This window comes from Methanopyrus sp. SNP6, assembly GCF_002201895.1.
GTDB lineage: Archaea > JAADCQ01 > Methanopyri > Methanopyrales > Methanopyraceae > Methanopyrus.
On the sequence record NZ_CP019436.1, the window covers coordinates 1,186,087 to 1,204,352 of the forward strand.

Annotated in this window: 20 protein-coding genes and 1 other RNA gene; 13 read left to right on the top strand and 8 right to left on the bottom strand. The window is 57.6% G+C overall.

All coding sequences use genetic code 11. The features are described from left to right. Positions 1–49 precede the first annotated feature (49 nt). Positions 50–371: signal recognition particle sRNA (gene ffs, locus BW921_RS06550), an RNA gene on the bottom strand. Between the two features lie 54 nt (positions 372–425). Continuing rightward, entirely contained in the window at positions 426–908 is a 483-nt protein-coding gene (locus tag BW921_RS06555; protein WP_148689071.1) for a gamma-glutamylcyclotransferase family protein, read from the bottom strand. Between the two features lie 25 nt (positions 909–933). Between BW921_RS06555 and BW921_RS06560 the strand changes: the two genes are divergently transcribed. The 4 genes from BW921_RS06560 to BW921_RS06575 are packed head-to-tail and all read left to right on the top strand — an operon-like array spanning position 934 to position 5,193. After that, entirely contained in the window at positions 934–2,592 is a 1,659-nt protein-coding gene (locus tag BW921_RS06560; RefSeq protein WP_148689072.1) for a DUF2070 family protein, read from the top strand. A 10-nt stretch (positions 2,593–2,602) separates the two neighbouring features. Next, complete coding sequence (locus tag BW921_RS06565; protein ID WP_148689073.1) at positions 2,603–3,685, top strand: UDP-N-acetylglucosamine--N-acetylmuramyl-(pentapeptide) pyrophosphoryl-undecaprenol N-acetylglucosamine transferase; 1,083 nt, start codon at positions 2,603–2,605, stop codon at positions 3,683–3,685. A 7-nt stretch (positions 3,686–3,692) separates the two neighbouring features. Then, entirely contained in the window at positions 3,693–4,259 is a 567-nt protein-coding gene (locus BW921_RS06570) for a diacylglycerol/polyprenol kinase family protein (RefSeq protein WP_168168823.1), read from the top strand. A gap of 1 nt (position 4,260) precedes the next feature. Beyond that, on the top strand, positions 4,261–5,193 hold the full coding sequence (locus tag BW921_RS06575) for a hypothetical protein (RefSeq protein ID WP_148689075.1): 933 nt from the start codon (positions 4,261–4,263) through the stop codon (positions 5,191–5,193). On the opposite strand, the gene BW921_RS06580 is transcribed toward BW921_RS06575, so the two are convergent. From BW921_RS06580 to BW921_RS06590, 3 genes are read right to left on the bottom strand one after another with little or no spacing between them, the layout of a single operon-like run. After that, positions 5,194–5,646: a hypothetical protein gene (locus BW921_RS06580; protein WP_148689076.1), complete on the bottom strand. Its 453-nt coding sequence runs from the start codon at positions 5,644–5,646 to the stop codon at positions 5,194–5,196. It lies immediately after the preceding gene. Further along, positions 5,643–6,854: a radical SAM protein gene (locus BW921_RS06585; protein WP_148689077.1), complete on the bottom strand. Its 1,212-nt coding sequence runs from the start codon at positions 6,852–6,854 to the stop codon at positions 5,643–5,645. Before BW921_RS06585 ends, BW921_RS06580 begins: the two co-directional genes overlap by 4 nt. 6 nt (positions 6,855–6,860) lie before the next feature. After that, a complete protein-coding gene (locus BW921_RS06590) occupies positions 6,861–7,925 on the bottom strand; it encodes a M50 family metallopeptidase (protein WP_148689078.1) in 1,065 nt (354 codons plus the stop codon). Between the two features lie 34 nt (positions 7,926–7,959). Between BW921_RS06590 and BW921_RS06595 the strand changes: the two genes are divergently transcribed. The 3 genes from BW921_RS06595 to BW921_RS06605 are packed head-to-tail and all read left to right on the top strand — an operon-like array spanning position 7,960 to position 9,681. Next, a complete protein-coding gene (locus BW921_RS06595; RefSeq protein ID WP_236953825.1) occupies positions 7,960–8,634 on the top strand; it encodes a nucleotidyltransferase domain-containing protein in 675 nt (224 codons plus the stop codon). A 4-nt stretch (positions 8,635–8,638) separates the two neighbouring features. Further along, positions 8,639–9,262: a hypothetical protein gene (locus BW921_RS06600; protein WP_148689080.1), complete on the top strand. Its 624-nt coding sequence runs from the start codon at positions 8,639–8,641 to the stop codon at positions 9,260–9,262. A 5-nt stretch (positions 9,263–9,267) separates the two neighbouring features. After that, the gene (locus BW921_RS06605; RefSeq protein ID WP_157666104.1) at positions 9,268–9,681 is read left to right on the top strand and encodes a MarR family transcriptional regulator; all 414 of its coding nucleotides are present in this window, start codon (positions 9,268–9,270) and stop codon (positions 9,679–9,681) included. On the opposite strand, the gene BW921_RS06610 is transcribed toward BW921_RS06605, so the two are convergent. Beyond that, a complete protein-coding gene (locus tag BW921_RS06610; protein ID WP_148689081.1) occupies positions 9,635–10,006 on the bottom strand; it encodes a hypothetical protein in 372 nt (123 codons plus the stop codon). The genes BW921_RS06605 and BW921_RS06610 overlap by 47 nt on opposite strands. A gap of 97 nt (positions 10,007–10,103) precedes the next feature. Between BW921_RS06610 and lysS the strand changes: the two genes are divergently transcribed. From lysS to BW921_RS06635, 5 genes are read left to right on the top strand one after another with little or no spacing between them, the layout of a single operon-like run. Beyond that, the gene (gene lysS / locus BW921_RS06615; RefSeq protein WP_168168824.1) at positions 10,104–11,771 is read left to right on the top strand and encodes a lysine--tRNA ligase; all 1,668 of its coding nucleotides are present in this window, start codon (positions 10,104–10,106) and stop codon (positions 11,769–11,771) included. 50 nt (positions 11,772–11,821) lie between these two features. Continuing rightward, positions 11,822–12,853, top strand: coding sequence for a radical SAM protein (locus BW921_RS06620; RefSeq protein WP_210400450.1), 1,032 nt, complete (start codon positions 11,822–11,824; stop codon positions 12,851–12,853). Next, on the top strand, positions 12,835–13,362 hold the full coding sequence (locus BW921_RS06625) for a hypothetical protein (RefSeq protein ID WP_148689084.1): 528 nt from the start codon (positions 12,835–12,837) through the stop codon (positions 13,360–13,362). The genes BW921_RS06620 and BW921_RS06625 overlap by 19 nt, the downstream gene beginning before the upstream one ends. After that, positions 13,331–14,650 (top strand): radical SAM protein, encoded by a 1,320-nt coding sequence (locus tag BW921_RS06630; protein ID WP_236953736.1) that lies wholly within the window; start codon positions 13,331–13,333, stop codon positions 14,648–14,650. The genes BW921_RS06625 and BW921_RS06630 overlap by 32 nt, the downstream gene beginning before the upstream one ends. Before the next feature lie 19 nt (positions 14,651–14,669). Then, entirely contained in the window at positions 14,670–15,125 is a 456-nt protein-coding gene (locus BW921_RS06635) for a 30S ribosomal protein S19 (RefSeq protein ID WP_088336104.1), read from the top strand. Here BW921_RS06635 and BW921_RS06640 read toward each other — a convergent pair whose 3' ends face one another. Continuing rightward, positions 15,126–15,794, bottom strand: a complete 669-nt coding sequence (locus BW921_RS06640) for a hypothetical protein (RefSeq protein ID WP_148689085.1) — start codon at positions 15,792–15,794, stop codon at positions 15,126–15,128. A gap of 57 nt (positions 15,795–15,851) precedes the next feature. Here BW921_RS06640 and BW921_RS06645 point away from each other — a divergent pair, with 57 nt between their 5' ends. Beyond that, positions 15,852–17,303, top strand: coding sequence for a B12-binding domain-containing radical SAM protein (locus BW921_RS06645; RefSeq protein WP_148689086.1), 1,452 nt, complete (start codon positions 15,852–15,854; stop codon positions 17,301–17,303). On the opposite strand, the gene mvk is transcribed toward BW921_RS06645, so the two are convergent. Further along, the gene (mvk, locus tag BW921_RS06650; RefSeq protein WP_168168826.1) at positions 17,254–18,240 is read right to left on the bottom strand and encodes a mevalonate kinase; all 987 of its coding nucleotides are present in this window, start codon (positions 18,238–18,240) and stop codon (positions 17,254–17,256) included. The genes BW921_RS06645 and mvk overlap by 50 nt on opposite strands. Between the last annotated feature and the right edge of the window lie 26 nt (positions 18,241–18,266).

The window sequence follows — 18,266 nt, forward strand, 5'->3', positions numbered from 1 at the left end:
TTCCAACGTAGGAAAACGTTATGAACACGATAACGAATCACCAAGGCGGCGGCGGGCACGCCGAGGGGTGGATCCGGCCCCCCGGGCCCGGCACTCCCCAGACCGACCTGCCTCCGGCGACCCCCGAGCGGCCGCGGGTCCGGGGTGGGCTGCTCCCTCTCGGGCCTGACCCGGTGCCCCGGCAAAGGCGGTGGCGCGCCGCCCTCCGGCGGCGGCCCCCGCCACCCCGGGCCCCCGGGGGGCCGGAGGGTCACCGGTCGGATCCGGGGAGCCGGTACCCCGAGGGACCGGACCGCCCCCTCGGCTTCGGCCCCCGCATGAGGCGGATTTCGGGTTACAGCGGACCGCCAGCCCGCCGGCCTAGCCCGCCGCCACCCGGATCAACGTCAAGGATGGTACTTATAGTTTAGGTCATGCGGTCAGTGTCACTCCCGCGCGATGTACACGTATGCCTCATAGCAACCCAAAGGTGTTTTCACCTCTACCCGCTCGCGCTCGTAGAGTACTGGGTACCCCTCGTACCTGTCTATCGCTCGGACATCCTCATCACTCAGCCCTGCGAGCAGTGCTCCCTTTACCTTCGATCCTTCCCGTTCGCGGATCGTGTTGTACCGGCCCTCAACGTCCTCAAGCGCTAGCTCGTACCCCTCCAGTACCGCTGGGTAGATGATCATAGGCAACCTGTTGAGGACACCGACGACCATCTCGGGGTCAGTAAGGGTTCCGTACGCGAAGACCCGCTCCGGGGGAAGGTCTTTTGACGGTTCCTCCTCGGTCGGAGTGACTACCAGTGCTCCGCAGGATTCCGTGACCTTATACGAGAACACGGCCTCTTCTTCCTCCTTCGGGTCCCTCTCCGGCAGGAACATTTGACGACCACCTCTCCCCACGTACACGTACACTTCCACACGGGTCCCCGGGGGAACCCACCCGTTGGCCCATCTTATGCGTTTGTCCTTCCGACTACCCTCTCTCCGAGATTGCGTCCTAGGATGGATCCTCCTCCTAGGAACCTCCGCACTGTACTCGCCCCACTTGACGATCTACGTAACGTTGACCGCGCTCGCTTCATTCGTCACCCTACTATTGGACCGCCTCGCTAAGCGGGACGTGCCCCCGAATCGGTGGCCTTTCGTCGGTTTAGTCTACGCGGCACCGCTAGTCCTGAGCGTCCCACTAGGGACCGTTGCGGTATCCGTCGTAAAAGGCGTAATGTCGACGTTCTTGACCTTGGCTCTGCTCGGTACGGTTCGCTCCGGTGTACTTCGAGTGGTTCCCGTGCTCGCGTACCTCGTGATAGATTCGTTGGTCTTAGCCACCCTGACAGGAGTCCATCTCCCACCGCTCCTTCTGGCGTCGCTTACGGGGGGAACCGTAGGCGCCTCTGTAGTTGCAGTTGTCGACGCACTGACCTTGGCATCACTTGGCATCCGGACAACCGACGCTCTCGGGGAGTTCCTGTCCTTCAAATCGGGCCGAGATCATTCTCTGCACTCCCTTTTCAAGGGTATGGAGACTCGAACGCGGGTTCGGGTCCCAGTTCGGGTATTCGCGTTTGTGGCGAAGAACAACGACGTGAAAGGTTGTTTCGTGATTCCTTGGATTCACCCCGGCCCGTTAGGTGACGTTGGGGGAGGGGATCTCCCAGGCAGGATCGTGCGACGATTGCTGAGAGAAGGTATCGTACCACTCGTTTTCCACTCCACGACAACACACGACTTCAACCCGGTGGATCGGCGGGAAGCTGGCAAGATCGTGGAAGAGACGGTCAAGCTGGTGCGCGAGGCCGTGGATCGAGAGGGCTGCAGTGTAGGTTCCGCTCCGGTCCGCGGGGAAGAGACGGATTCTGTCGGACAAATATTGGGTGGTAGACTCTTCCTTGTACTGTCGAAGTATCCCGAGCCCAGTGACGACATAGATGCTGCCACTGGGGTAGCCCTCGAACGCGATACTGGTGGCTGGGTTGCGGATTGTCACAACAGCTTCGGAGATCCCGATCGTGGTAGGGTTTACGTGTTCTCCGAGGATTTCTGGCGGCTCATGCGGGACGCTCGCAGGATCTCTGAGAGAGTGAAACCGATCCCAGGACTCAGGGCGGGATTCGATCACGTCGATCCAGGTCTTGACCCTGAAACGGGCTTGGGCAGCGGTGGTGTCTCCGTGGCGGCAGTGGAGGCAGGTGGGGCGCGCACACTATACGTAGTGTTCGACTCGAACAGCATAGTACGCGAACTCAAGGAGGAGGTAGAGCGAACGCTGCGGGATCTCGCCGAAGAGGTCGTGGTCTGCACCTCCGACTCCCACGAGGTTAACCCTAGGGGTTATAATCCGCTCGGGCAGATCATGGGACGTGACGATAAGAGGAGGTTACTGAAGGCCGTTAGACGTGCGGCCGAGGGGGCGATCGAGGACCTCGAAGAGTGCGAGGTCGTTCCCGTGGAGGGATGGGTGAAAGTAGAAGTCACGGGTCCGGGGAGCTTCCAGCGACTAGTCCACTCCGTGGAGACTACCAGGACTGTGATCAGAGTACTCCTCCCGACGGCGTTCCTGGGGGTGACCCTTCTTTCGCTCCTCTTCGGTATCCGCACGTGATGACACGAATGTGTACTGTACGGCCTTCGGCCTCGGGTTCGGTCACGCTTCGAGGATGGTGGGGCTCGGTAGGGAGCTACGTCGGATCGGGCTTGAGCCCGTGTTCAGCTCCTTCGGTGAAGGACGCAAGATGCTCACCCGTGAGTTCCCAGACGCACCCGTGTACGGGCTTCCTAAGATGGAGTTGTTCTCAGAGGACGGTTCATTCGATCTGTTCCTACTTCTACGCCGTCATCCCGACTTGCCGCTGAGATTCTACGCTGGTGTAGAGGCCGATCGGCGCGTGATTCGGCGACACGGGTGCAAGGTCGTCGTTTCTGACTGTCAGTTCCACGCCCTCGTCGCCGCTCAGATTATGGGTATACCGGCAATAGTAATCTCGAATATGCTTAGAATACCAGGCGAAGGTTCTCTTGTGCGACTGATTAACGGAACACTTCGACGCATGTTCGAACTCGCCGACATCGTCCTCATACCCGACACTTACGACGACACCTACGACGTTCCGGAGATAGACACGGAGGTCGTGTGGGTGGGACCCGTCCTGAAACGTCGACCCGATGAGTTGCCGCCCAGAGACGCGATACGTCGGAAGTACGGGATTCCGGACGATGCGACGGTGGTCTTAGTCACGGCCGGAGGGTCCAAATACAGCCGTCAGATAGTTCGGGTCGCAGTGGAAGGCCTTAATCTACTCTCCAAGTCGATCGACGTGTTCCCGGTGATCGTCTCGGAAGAGCGTGTCGGTGGCGGGCTCGGGCTTCAGTTACGGTACGTGGATAACCTCCTAGAACTCATCAAAGTCTCGAACGTGGTCGTTACTCACGGGGGCCACACGACCCTCTCCGAGTGTGCCTGCTTACGGACGCCTGTAGTTTCGGTACCTCTGCCCAATCATCCCGAACAGCACGTGAACGCCGAGCGAGTTCTCCAACGGGGATTAGGGGTCGCTGTGCTTCCTGAAGAACTCTCATCGGAGCGGATTGCGAAGGCCATAGAGCAAGCCATCGACTGGAAGGTACCTAAAATCAGGATGATGGATGGAAGGGGGGCCGAGCGCGCTGCGCGCATTGTCGCAGGAATGCTCGATTAACAGGGAGTTGGGCCGCCAGCTTATCCACGCTACGTTCGGTCTTCTGTTCCTCGTCCCCCTTCACATGCTCGGAGTGTACGAGTTCGCCTTACTACTACTCTCAGATCTCATCGCTGGTATATCCGTATCCTTAGCGTTAAGGCGCGGCTTTCACGTTCCAATAGCGAAAGAACTCGTAGACGCCTTCGAACGGCCCGACGAGATGCACATACCCGGTCAAGGTACGCTCCACTTCGTGATGGGTCTCTTCCTGGCGACAATCATCTGTCCCTATACAAAGGTCCTCGACGTTACGATCATCGTCCTATCCGTCGGGGACAGTGCCTCCACGATCGCGGGCAAGGCCATCGGGCGTACCCCTATACCTTACAGTCCCAGGAAGACCGTGGAGGGCAGCCTCGTGGGTTTCACCACCGCCGCCTTAGCCTCACTGGCTTGGACCGGGGATGTGGTGATCTCTATCCTAGCGGCAGGGGTCGGAATGCTCGTCGAAAGCTTGCCCACGCTGAATGACAACGTGACGATACCGGTGGCCGTCTCTGTGGCGCTAGGTTTCTGGTGGGGACTACTGTAGATTGCGCTGGAACATGGCAGTAGGGATCACCGCTCTAACTCTTATTCTCCTCGCCACCGCGCTAGCACCATCCTACGTCCCGGCCGCGTGCCTACTGCTAGAGGGTGGAAGCCGCTCTAAACTCATAGCTTTCCTGGGACTCCTCTCGATGCTCTCGGTAGGATCTGTAGTTGTAAGAAAGCGTCCCGATCCACTTGTCACGAGCCTCCTCCTCTTGGCACTCCCCTTCATCTCGAACTTGCTCCATTGCGTCGCCGCTAAGTCGATCGGTGTGCCGCCAGGCTCGGAGTTTTTCGTGTTCAACGGCCGAGTACTCGAAGGAGACTCGCCCCTCCACACCCATCTGGGCAAAGCAGCGCTTACCTGGGCGCTCGAACATGTCTGTAGGATCCCCCTGTACATTCACTGTGGCATGTCACTGGTGGAGACGTACCCTACCTATGTCCTCGCCGCCGAATTCGTGGTAGTGTCTCTCTCGATTCTGTTAGGTGTGTTTAACACCAGAGACCCTCTGTCTTGCCTGGCTTCCTCTCTGTTAGTCTTGAGTTCTATCGACGGCGGGGCATTTTCTCTTCCGTACGTCCATGGTAGCTGGATGTTGGCGTTGAGATACGTACGTGAACCTGAATTGATGATCGTGCTTCTATGGTTCGCTGTACTGTCCCCGTACTGCAAACTGGTCTTGGGAACTCTCCTGACCCACACGTATTACGGGGATCGGTGGGATTACGTTCGCCTCCAGGTACTCTCGGGCTCGCTCGACGGGCCGTTGAAGTCGCTAGGAGGTGTTCGATGCGACGGGTACTACATACTCCCGGTGAGGAGTTGTGCGGAGTGGAAAGAATTCCTCCGAGACCTCGAGGATTCACTTCTGAGGTCGAATGTCCGATGGGTCGCCTTCTGCACGTTTCCTAACATGGCTATATACGTTTAACTAGTTAACTAGTCTATCTCGTAGCATCTTCTCCAAAATCGACTTAGTGTTCAACCTTAGAGCTTTCTGTAGGAGCGACGAGGCCTCCTGAACGTAACTTTCGAGGAGTTTCTCGTGCCTCTCCTCCAGGTCATTCACTTTGCTCTCGAGCTCTTCGGTTTCAGAGCTTAGCTTCGAGCGTGCCTCTTTCAACCTACTGCGTAGCTGTTCGATCTCATCACGCAGTTCTCGGAGCTCTTCCCTGACGCCCTTCTCGCGGTCAAGCGTCTTTAGTACAAGTTCAACGTCGAAATCCGCCTGAACCAGTTTGGTGAGCACGCGGTCGTACTCGTCCTCTGGAAGTTCTTCCCTTAGTCGCTCGGTCAAATCCTCGAGGAACTTCTCAAGGCGCCGTGCGGTCTCCGGATCTAGATCTCGAAGGATCTCGCCTAAAGGCGCTGTATACGCCTTCAACTCCCGTCCCCTTCGAGTTCGTCAATGCGGACCGGCAACGTAGCGTCTGGTGGAATCTTGCGGATGTACCTCCGCCTGACCTCCGGATCCTGCATCCTGCAATGAGGTCTCCACCTCCCCCACTCTGGGTGTGAAGTAATTCGCTTCCACGCCGCCTTTAGTCCATCCTCGCGGATGTTTCCGAAGGAAATCGGAGTGAAGTCACACGGTGTGACTTCTCCGTCGTTAGTCACGTGGCACTGCACGTACCCGGCGAAGCACCCGGCTCCGTGCTCGCTGTTCACGTAAGACATCGTGGAGACCCGTGGTCCACTCCTCTTTTCGCGGTTCCACTTGAGATGGAGGTTAATGAGATCTTCCCGGTGCTCGTCCGATAGCATCACACTCTCCTCGTGAAGCAGCCGGCCGGTCGGTACGGCATCGAAAATCGTAACCTCGTGCGCTCCCAGGTCGGCGGCGAGACGGACCACGTCCTCCACCTTGCCAGTCTCCACGGTTTCCTGTGTCGCATAAGTCGAAACTCCGACTAGTAGCCCCACATCGAGAGCGGCTTTGATACCACTTATACACCGCTCGAAGAGTCCGGGGACACCCCTAAGTTCGTCGTGCTCCTCGGGATCCGGACTGTCGATACTGACGTGTATTGCGTACAACCCGGCTTCTTTTAGCTCCTCCACTCGGTCTTCCAGAGTGTACCCAGATGTGAACGCCGTGGCGACAGCTCGGTTGCCGTCCACGGCTCGAATGAGTTCGGGTAAATCCTCTCTGAAGAGCGGATCTCCCCCGGTGAAAGTCACGTTGTAGGTGCCGAGGTCGAGCGCATCCTGAATCGCTCGTTGCCAGTCCTCTGTTGAGAGTTCTGTAGGTTTCCGTCTGTCGGCACTACAATGCACGCAGTTACATGGACATTTACGGGTCACGGCCATGGTGACGGCTTCTGGAACGCGACGGCCCAGGACTTCAGACTTCAGCCTCGCCCGGAGGACACGCGTGAACGCCCGACTGGGGAACGGTGGTAGATACAGTGAGAACACAATCCTGTCCTCGAGGACGGCCGCCGGCTTCTCCTCCTCTAGGTGTTTGAACAACTTCTTGAGTGGTCTTAGGAGTGAAGCGAGCTTACCTTCCATTTCGAATCTAACACTGCCTTGTTCCACCCTAGCTTTGACCCGGATCCCAGGCTTCTCGAGTACCGTAATGGCTGTCAAAGGCTGTTACGTCCCCAGTACTTGATAAGGTACTCTCAAGTTGAGTACGAGGAGGATCAGTGCAACTATGGAGACTGTGGTCGAAAGACGGGAAGCTAAAGGCGGATCCATCACCTCACGAAACACCTCGTGAACTATCCGTCCACCGTCTAATGGTTTGACGGGGAGCAGGTTAGCGACACCGACGCCCAGTGATAGCGTCCCCAACATGTTCAGGAACATCACGAGCGTCACCATTACCTCGGAGATGAAGTACCCTCCGAAGTTCGGTATGACGTAAACGCCGAGCACCGGCCGGCCTCGATGCTCGTGTACCTCCACCGACTTGGTTCCTGAATCCGTGACCACCTGAACCACGTTACCGGGCTTATGGTTTGCCAATGCCCGTCGGAGGTCGACGATGGTTTTAACCGGTTGTCCGTCGACTTCTCTGATTATCTCTCCTGCATGCAGTGGTACGTCCTTGAACATCTTACCGTGGACCACAACACCCGACGTCACGTGTCCCGGTATCGTGCTTAAGCCGAGTACGGCCCCCATAGCGATGAACGATGTAAGCACGTTGAACGCCGGTCCGGCACTGAGGACCTCTATTCGCCGCCTCAGTGGGGCGCATCGGAACTCTTCCTCTTCGAGTTCTACGAAGGCACCCGGGAGAACGACCACCAGGAAGAAACCTATTCTCTTGATCCGGATCCCTGAGAGTCGCGCGGCGACTGCGTGACCGAGCTCGTGGACTGTCAGGATGACCGCCAACGATGCCAGGCCCGAGATGAGTGGTAAGGTGATCCCCGGAAGGAGTACGGTGAATCCGCCAGAACCTTCCGAGGCTCCCTTTACGAGCGTATATATTGCGAACGTTAAGCCCGCGAAACCCAGGATCGGGGATGCGCGTACCGAAACTTTCAGAACGGGGCCCAAGAGCGTATGTTCCAGCCAACGATCCATGAAATCGACGCTCTGAGTCGCACGGTAGAGGATACCGTAGCGGAACTTCATTCCCGCTGCCCGTCCCAGGATCATTGAGGCTAGGATGATTGTGAGTGTGATCGCGACCGTTTCAGCTTCCAATGGAATCCCCCGGTGTGAGTGAACTTTGAGGGAAGTGAGGTATACGGAAGAGCATTGGGAGTTGCTACGCGCGCTCAGGGATCGAGCCAGAAGGGTCGTGGAAACTCTATCACAGCTGGGGTTGGAAGGTTGGGTACATGGAAGTGTTGCCCGCGGCGACGTGAGACCTGGTAGCGATGTGGACGTGTTCGTACCGACTCTTGTCTCACCTCACGTAGTCGACGCGTTCATGGACACGGCACCGTTCGAGGTGGTTGGAGTTACCGCGGTACTACCAACACCCCGGGACTGTGTCCGTATCAAGGTCGCGATGGAGGAAGACATTGAAGTGACATTCCCCATCACGCCGCCGACGGACCGTGAACTAGAGTTTTTCGACTTTTCGGGAAAGCTCACCCCCGACTCGCTGAAGCTGGACGAACGGGTTCCAGGCGTGGATAAGCGACTGAGGATGATCGAGCCCGAACCCTGGGGTCATGTGGAGTACTCGATCCTAGGCCGCGAGGGAGAGGCTGCTACGAAACTCGGGGTGAGCACGCAGCTGGTTCACGAGAGGATTCGCGCCTTGACGCGCAGGGATAAAGTAGGGGTACAGGGGGTGCACGCGAAGGTCGAAGGTCGACCGGGAGAGCCAGTCATCGAACTCCTTCGAGAGCTCGGAAGGCGTAACCCGAAGGCGGCCGAGAAGCTATCCGAACTCGGGGTGTAAGCCGTTGACGAAGCCCGTCGAGCCGGACGACCCTAGGATACGACTGCTCCTGGCGTACGTGAACCGAGTGAAGGAACGTGCCGCTTCCGGCGGCTACAGCGGTGTCAATCGACGACGGTTCACGGAAGTTCTGCGATCCATAGAGTCGACGCTCCAGGAGCTCAGGTACTCGTACTTGCCGCCGGAGGACGTCTCGGAGAGGCTGAAAGACTCACTGCCCGACCTGAAGGACGTCGTCGATTCGGAGGAACCCGAGCTCAGATGGCTCGTTGAGTACTTGGAGCACGTCGATGAAGTCTTCGAACGCGAGATAAGGGACGAGTCCGACGCCGTACTGTGCGTGGTCGGTGAAGTCGGAAACGTCCGAGAACACCCGGACGCGGACAACCTCTACATCACGGTGGTAAACACGGGCCGGTTCGGCAAGCGTACCGTCGTTACGAACCTTACCGACGTGGAGGAGGGCGACTCTATGTCCGTTGCTTTGCTCCCACCTAGGGAGTTCTCCGGAGTTGTCAGTGAGGGGATGTTCTGCGGGGAAGCCGATGGAGAGCCGGGGGAAATCATAGAACCACCCAAGCGCGGTGAGGTGCGGAGTATCGTATTGGAATGGATAGAAGGGGTATGAGGACTATGGTTAGCACTGACGACCTCACGTACCGCGAGAAGCTGGTACTATTGGCGCTATACGAGGAATTCGACGGTGGTCCCGCTGGAGTGAAGAAACTGGCTCCGGTCGTACACATGGACAAGACAAAGGTCTCTAGAGCCCTGAACGCGCTCGAAGAGAAGGGACTCGTGGAGTTCGAGCACATGGAAGGACGTCGCCTTACCGAGGAGGGCGAGGAAATCGCCGAGAAGATCGCAAAAGATATGGAACTACCGGAGGATGAAGGTCCTTACCAGTGCTCCGACTGCGGCAGGAAATACAAGCATCTACGACTTAAGTGCGCAGTATGTGGCGGCGAAATCGAAGTGAACAAGGACCACCCAGATGCGGCTAAAGCCGAGTGGAACCTGGAGCGTGCGAGGATGGGCTACCTGTAGAGTTCTTGCGACGAAACGTCAAAACCCTTCTGTTCTTTTCCCATGACACGTGTACTTCTCCAGAGTCAGCGAACTGAATGACAACAATTTCTCGTCTCTTCACGTCATCCCGAGCGTTCACCGTAGTAACTTCGGCACGGACGTACGTCACGTTACCCGCCTCATCCTCGAACAACGGTCGAATTCCCACGACAAGTTCCCCTTCCTCCCTCGCCAAGATGGAGTTGGCGTAGTATACTAGGGGACGATACTGCTCCCACTCCTTGTTATAAACCGTGATCTCCTCAGATCCCACGCCCATCGCCTGGAGAATCCTCGTCAGCACGAGATCGGCCCCCGAAGTTACCGGCGGGAAAGGCGTCGACACACCCGCTCCGTTATTTATCGACCTCGAGTGAACAAGCCCACTGGGGAGCTGTCGCTTGACTAAGGAACACTGGTCGGAGATTAAGGCGCGGGAAGTTATCGAGCACTGTCAGGAGCACGCTGACGAACTCCAAGACGAGATAGTCGTGGCCAGCGGGGCTTCGACATCCGGACGTCTTCATGTGGGAAATGCCCGAGACGTTCTCACCGCAGACGCCGTGGCCCGAGTCCTGCGAGAGCGTTACCATGAAGATGTTCGGGTCGTATGGGTTTCCGACGATGTGGATCCTCTACGTCGCATCCCACGTGACCTCGACGGTAAACTCTCGGAGGATTATCTCGGTATGCCATACAAGGCAATTCCAGTCGGCGACGAACCCTATTCCGACCGCTGGGCTCGTAACTTCGTGGAGGAGCTTCGTGAGTTCGGTGTGGAGGTTGATTGGATATCGTCGGCTGAACTGTACACAGACAGTAGCTTCGCAAAGCTGGTCCGAGAGGTCGTGAACGATTACTATGGCGGCGGTAGGAGGCTCGCGAGCGTTCTCGAACGTTTCGGACTGGAGGATGCGCGGGTCTACATGCCAGTCTGCGAGGAGTGCGGTCGCATCGCTACCACTAGGGTGGTCGACGTAGACGGTTGGCGCGTCGAATACGTCTGCGAAGGGCAACATGAGATAGGGGACGCCGTTCTGGAGGGATGTGGACACCGTGGAGAGCTCGACCTTAAGGAGCCGATCGAGGTCAACGGGTTTGAGATCCCACCGGGCAAGCTCGGATGGAGGATCGAGTGGCCGACCCGCTGGGTTTACCTGGGTGTCGCCTGTGAACCCTTTGGCAAGGATCACTACGTGGCCGGAGGCTCGTACGAGGTGGGATCGGCGATCGCCGAGGAGTTCTTCGGGTTTCCAGCCCCGGTACCGGTCCCCTACGAGTGGATCACGCTCGACGGCAAGGCGATGTCCTCCTCCAAGGGGCATTACGTGACCCTGTCCGATTGGGGTGAAGTATGCCATCGCGAGGTACTCCGCTACCTCGTCCTGCGCGGCAAACCGCTGAAACATCTCGACCTGGACTTACGGTTCGGTCTTTTGCAGGCGGTGGACGACTACGATGAGTTAGAGAAGCGGTATTTCACCGGTGAATCCGACGAGAGGGAGCGGCGTATATATGAGCTCTCCCGAGTCGATAGGATCCCGGATGAGTGTCCACCCCACGTACCGTTCCGGTTCTGCGCCGTCGTGGCTCAGGTGGTGGGTATCGAGGACGACGTCTCGGAGGAAGAGTTCGAACGGGCGCTGGAGATATTCCGGAGGACCGGACACCTCGAATCTGAGCCAGAGGACTTCGGTCGGGAGTGGCTCCGTGAGAGACTTGAGAAGGCCTCGCGATGGGTGGATAAGTACGCCCCGGAAGAGGCCAGGTTCAGGGTCCGGGATGAACCGGAACCCGTGAAGCTGTCAGACCGGGAGCGGGAGTTCCTCGAGGACCTGGCCCGCCGGTTAGAATCGGAAACAACTAAAGAAGATCCGGAAACATTACAGCGGGCTGTGTTCGAGGCCGCCCGTACCGCCGGATTACGCCCCGCGGACGCCTTCAGAGTGTTCTACAATGTCGTGATCGGGAAGGACCGAGGTCCACGCGCTGGCACCCTCATCGCGGCCGTGGGGGTGGATCGGATTTCGAGGCTGATCCGAGGCTGCCTCGAGGCTTCCGAAGACTAGACACCGGAAACGTGATCCTTGGTGCCTTCCCGGAGGGTTGTAGGCTCTGCGTGTGCGGAGCTAAGCTGGTGGTATTCGTGACCGGGGTGTGTGACTGTGGGTGTTGGTACTGTCCTGTATCGCCGAGGAAGAAAGGGAGCGACGTTTCCTTCGCCAACGAGCGTCCGATACGGTCTGAACGTGATCTAATTGAAGAAGCGGAATTGATGAACGCTGAAGGAGCGAGTCTCACCGGTGGCGATCCGTTAATGCGTTTCGAGAGGACCGTCGACGTCATTCGCACGCTCAAAGACGAGTTCGGCGACGATTTCCACATCCACCTTTACGTACCTGCGGAGTCCGTCAGGGAAGGAGCGGTTGAAGAACTAGATGGAGCGGGACTGGACGAGCTGCGCGTGCATCCATCCTCAGACTCGATAGTCAACAGGCGTGCGGCCGAGGTCCTGGAGGACTCCGGGATGGATCTGGGGTTCGAGATGCCCGCCATCCCCGGGGAAGAAGACTGGATCCGGGAGGTGGCTAAACTAGCGGACGAGTACGGGTTCGAATTCCTCAACGTCAACGAGCTGGAATTCACCGAATCCAACGCCGAAGAGCTCAGAAGACGTGGGTTCGAGCGCGTAGATGACGATATGTCCGACGCTGTCGCCGGGAGCGAGAGGACTGCCCTCACCGCGCTGTCGGAGGTTGCTAACAACGTCGGCATCACCCTCCATTACTGTCCTTCCGAGGTGAAGGACTCCATCCAGTTCCGGGAAAGGATCAAGAGAATGGCGAAGAACGTGGCACGTGACCACGAAGAGATCGATGAGGAGGGACTCATAGTGAAGGGGATTTTCGAGGTGGTATCTGGCGATCCGGAGGATCTCGCCAACGTACTGATCAACATCCTCGAGGTGCCCGAAGAATGGGTGCATGTGGATGGGAACCGAGTAGAGACGAAGCCGTTCGTCGTCGACGAGCTCGCCGACGTACTTTCGGATTTGGAGGAGGCCTCTCGATGTGAGATCAGGGCTTGGATCATCCGTGAGTACCCGACATGGGATAGAACTGTGGTGGAACGATGGCCGGTGCGGGGGTGAGCGCGTCGCGTGAAGATATCGCACTCCGGCTACGACGCGTGATCAGGGTCTGGGGGGCAGCGCTGTACGTAGGCTCCGTACTCCTCATCATTCTGATCGCCGTGCTAGGACTCGAAGCTCTAGGCCAATACAGCTACCAGGCTCAAGTGCTGCTTTTCGGTAACTACAGGGGACAGCTGGCGGAGATCAATGAAAAGTATCAAGTGCTCAAGACGGAGTTCGATCAAGCTAATCAGAAGCTACAGGCACTACGTGACTTGTACCCGATCTCGAGTACCGACCTCCATCAAGTCGAGAAAATTCGCGCTAAAGCCTCCCTAGAGATCCAGTCATTGAAATGGAAGAAGGAAGACGCCGAATTCGCGGTCTACGTGCTGAAAGATCCGGCAACCTCCGATCTGAAGCTGAAGGAATGTATGGCGGAGCTACGACGCGCGGAAGCCGCGGTAAAGGCGTTCATGCGGGCGGTCAAGGGACTTGAAGACAAGTACGCCGGCAGGGTCCGCTGAAGTCGATCTGAACAACCTACATCCAGATCTAGAAGTCGATCGACACTCCGGCTACTTACGGTTCAGACTCTACAGGCTGATCGAGTTTGAGGTGGAACCCGAAGAATTTCACAGAATGGTAGCCGCCGTAATCTCCAAACGTGAGCGGCGCACGGTGCCGGTCACCCTGCACGACACTCGTGTAGCTGCTCCGGTACCCCGTGAGGTGTTGGTCGGCGTTTTAACCGATCTCATATCCGGACTCGCCGGCGAGTCCGGGAAGAGCGTCTACACGGGTCGTAGGGTGTATTACATCACCGAGACCACGGGTATTCCGCTGATAGGTCACACGGCTTTCGGTATCATCGACCGTGGAACCAACGTAATACAGGTGCGCCCGCTCTCCGGGTGCAATCTATGCTGCATATACTGCAGTGTAGACGAAGGGCCGATCTCCCGCACGCGTTGGCGTGATTTCATGGTGGATCCCGACTACTTGATGGAGTGGTTCGACGTCGTAGCCGAGTTCAAAGGTCAGGGGCTCGAAGCACACCTCGACGGTCAAGGTGAACCCACGCTGTACCCTTTCCTGCCCGATGTGGTCCAAGCTCTCAAAGAGCACCCGAATGTCGTCATCGTCTCCATACAGACCAACGCCGTACCTCTGAGCGAAGACCTGGTGGACGAGCTTGTCGAGGCTGGAATCGACAGGTTCAACGTGAGCGTTAACTCGCTCGATCCGAAGAAGGCTCGGGCCATGGCGGGTCGGAAGGACTACGACGTCGAGCATGTGAAGAAGGTAGTCGAGTACATAGCCCAAGAGACCGAGGCCGACGTACTGGTAGCGCCGCTGTGGTTGCCGGGCTATAACGACGACGACATTGTGGAAATCATCAAGTGGGCGACGAGAATAGGTGCGGGGAAGCGGTGGCCGCCACTCGGAATCCAGAACTACTTAGAGTATAGGTTCGGCCGACGACCTAAGTTCCTGCGTCGGATTGTACCGATGAAAGAGTTCTACAGGTGGCTCAGAGAACTTGAAAGCAGGACGGGAGTTCGCCCACTGGTGCTCAAACCAGAACACTTCGGGACCGAGCCCAGGAAATCACTACCGAAACCGTTCCGACGGGGAGACGTGATCAAAGCGGAAATAGTGTTGGAAGGACGGTTACGGGGTGAGATGATAGCCCGAGCGGCCGACCGCGTTATCGCCATCCCGGACTCCGCCAAGATATTAAACGTGGGAGACAGCGTCCGGGTGAGAGTGACGAGGGACAAGCACAACATCTTCGTAGGGACCTTGGTCTGAACAAGGGGGAGAATCACCGATGGCGGAGGAACGTTCGAAGGATGACATACCGGACTGGTGGGAGAAGGAGTGGGTTGAGTTCAGGTACCGTGGCTACACCCTGGATGAGCTGATGAAGATGCCCATCGAGGAGTTCATTGAGCTACTCCCCGCACGCCAGCGTCGCTCACTGAAACGCGGCTTGCCTTCCAGACACAAGAAGCTGCTACGCAAAGTCCGGCGAGCTAGGAGGCTCCTTAGGCTCGGTAAGAAGCCCCCGGTGATCCGGACCCACTGCCGGGATATGATCATCCTGCCCGAGATGGTAGGACTGACCATTGCGGTGTATAACGGAAAGGAGTTCAAAGAGGTGAAAATCGAGCCGGAGATGATCGGTCACTACCTTGGTGAGTTCGCCAAGACCAGGAAGACTGTCGAGCACGGAGATCCAGGAATTGGTGCTACACGGAGCTCGTTGTTCGTGCCGCTGAAGTAATCACCACCTAGCATCGGGCACCTCGACGTGTACGCCGTATAGGGACAGTTTCCTGTCCACCTCCAGCACCCTTCTCACTGCGGATAAAGCTATTGAACCCGATTTCAGCGCGACCCAGTACTCGAAAAGACCGTCATACTCCGTGCCCACCTTGCTATCCTCCATTTCCAGTATACCGGGCTCATCAGGTCCTGAAGAAGTGATCCTCCGGACTATCTCCCGGAACTTGTTCGTGACCTTTCGCACGTTCCAGTCCCGCTCTTCATCGTACTCCCTCAAGTGGCGCAAGGCGATTTTTAGGACGTCAACCAGCGACCGTCCCCGTCGTTTCACGGGTTCATCGATCGAGGCTGATCCACGAACCTTAAGCTCGTCCAGCGGCCCTCGTGAGCGTGCCTCGTGCCTTTCGAGGATCACTTCTACGATCCGTGGGAGAGACGTGGAGTCCGCCTGGCGTACGGTAACTTCGAACGTGTACCTGGTATCGGACGTCACGTACTGCACGATGCGATTGGTGGGAAGCTTCTCCTCGGCACGTACCCACACCATCAGCGAGCATCTAGCTTCCGAATACTCCTTCAGAGGGACGTGTTCGGCCATTTCTTTTAAGGTTTTGTAAATCTCCTTCACGCGTCCACTTTTGAGCTCGGGGGCACACTCCCTGGTCAATTCCATCCCGGTCCTGCGAGGCGAGGTCTGTACCCCCCGGACGGAGGTGATCTCAACATGATCGATGTCCTCCTGATCAACCCCCCCGATGTCACGACTAAGTACCAACGATTCTTGGGAATTACAGCGCCTCCGCTGGGACTAGCCTACATCGCCGCGGTGCTCGAGGAGGCGGGATACACGGTTAAAATCCTCGATTGTCCCCCACTGGACATGTCCTTCGAGGACCTGAGACGAGCCGTACGGAAGCTCCGTCCTAGAATCGTGTCTATCATGGCCACGACACCGATCATTCACCAAGCTTACCAGGCGGCCAAGATAGTCAAGGAGGAACTAGAGGATGCCATCGTATGCCTTGGTGGTTATCATCCCACTTTCATGGATATCGAGTGCCTTAAGGAGTGCCCCTATGTCGACGTTGTGGTACGGCGTGAGGGCGAATTCACGCTCCTGGATCTGGCGAAGGTGTTCATCGACGGCGTAAAAACGCTCTCGGAGGTACTTGGGATCACGTATCGTGAGGAGGACGACATAGTTAGAGCCCCTGACCGGCCCCTCATTCGCGATCTCGACGCACTACCGTTCCCCGCGCGCCACCTTCTTCCCATGGACAAGTACACTTTCTTCGGGGCTAAAACCACCGCCACCACGATGGTATCGAGCAGAGGTTGTCCCGTAGGATGTGACTTCTGCGCTTCTTCAGCGATGCACGGCCACAAACTCCGGATGCACTCGGCCGAGCGTGTGGTCTCCGAGATGGCGCATGTCCATGAGAACTACGGATCGAACATCATAGCCTTCGTCGATGACACATTCACGTACGATCGGCGGCGTGTTGAGGAGATATGTCGGCTCATCGTGGAAAGCGGTTTGGACGTAACCTGGGGCTGTGCCGCGCGTGTCGACACCATCGACAGGGAGCTGCTCGAACTCATGCGCGAGGCGGGATGCTCGGTACTGTTCTTCGGAGTTGAGTCGGGCAGTCAGGAGGTTCTGGACAACGTAGGTAAGGGATTCACGGTCGAGCAGACGAAAAAGGCGTTCCAACTCTGTCGCGAGTTCGGTATAGTAACTGTGGCGTCGGCCGTGATCGGCTTACCAGGAGAGACCCACAGGAGCGCCCGGCAGACGATAAAGTTCCTGAAAGAAATAGACCCCGATTACGCCGTGGTGTCCGTCGCGACGCCATATCCCGGCACTAAGTTCTACAAAGAGGCTGTGGAGAAAGGGCTCATCGAGGAAGAGTCGTGGGACAAGTATACCCTCACGGATCCAGTGGTTAGGACGACCGAATTGTCCCTCGAGGATGTGAAAAAGTACCAAAAGCGCGCCATGATCGGGTTCTACCTCCGTCCCAGGTATCTCATCCGACGGCTGAAAGAGGACGGCATCGACGCCGTCCGCGTAACCGGGACGATGATCGCCGAGGTCGCGTTCAAGAAGATGAAAGCGTTGCTGGCTAAGATCCCGAGCCCTCGGTTTTCACACCGCAAGGGCTCGGACGAGTGACGAACGCCTCGTAACCTAAGGCGCTGAGCGTTTCGACGGCACGTTTCGCGTCCTCCTCCCTCTCGAATAACGCGACCGCGCATCCTCCTCCTCCGGCGCCGGTAACCTTCGCCCCCAAGGCACCCGCGTTCCTGAGCACGTTCACGATCTCCTCTAGGGCACGTGTAGAGACGTTCAGGGCCGCCAACAGCCCATGGTTGACGTTCATGAGCTCCCCTACAGTCCTTAGGTCTCCATCGTGTAGTGCTACTTCGAGATCCTCGACGAGTTTCCCTATCAGCTTCATGATCCCGTCGACGATACCCAACCTCTCGCGGAACTCAGCCACTCGACGCACCATCTCACCCGTACGGCTGGGTTCCTGAGAATGCGCCACGACCAACACGGGGTCACGCTCCGGTTCGATTGGTTTGAACTCCCGTCCTGAAACTCTCACGAACCCGCCGTACGTGACCACCGTGGCGTCGGTCCAACTCGCCTTCCCCTGCACTTCTAGCTCCACCTCACGAACTAGTTTCCGTATCTCTTCCCTGGAAACATCTACGTTCGACACCTCAGCTAGTGCGAGTAGCACTGCCGCTGTGATCGCGGCCGATGTGCCTAGACCACTCGCTGCAGGGGCCTCCGACATAATCCTCAGGTTGGATGGGTGGGCGTCGAATTCCTCCGATGCCTTTCGCACCGCCGTAGCCACGTACGTCAGTTCCTCGCGCAGGCTCTCGGATCGGAAGTCCTTTACATTTCCATCACGTGTGATATCGGCCATTACGTCCCCCTCGCAGCTAAGCTCGGTTTCCACCCTGAAACTATCATCCCCGGGTTCCGCTACGACCCTGACGTAGGTATCTAATGCCACCGCGACCGCCGGATACCCGTAAACGACGGCATGTTCACCCGCCAAGATAGCCTTCAGTGGAGCTTTGACGGAAATACGCAACCACAGTCCCCCGGGTGACTGATCTT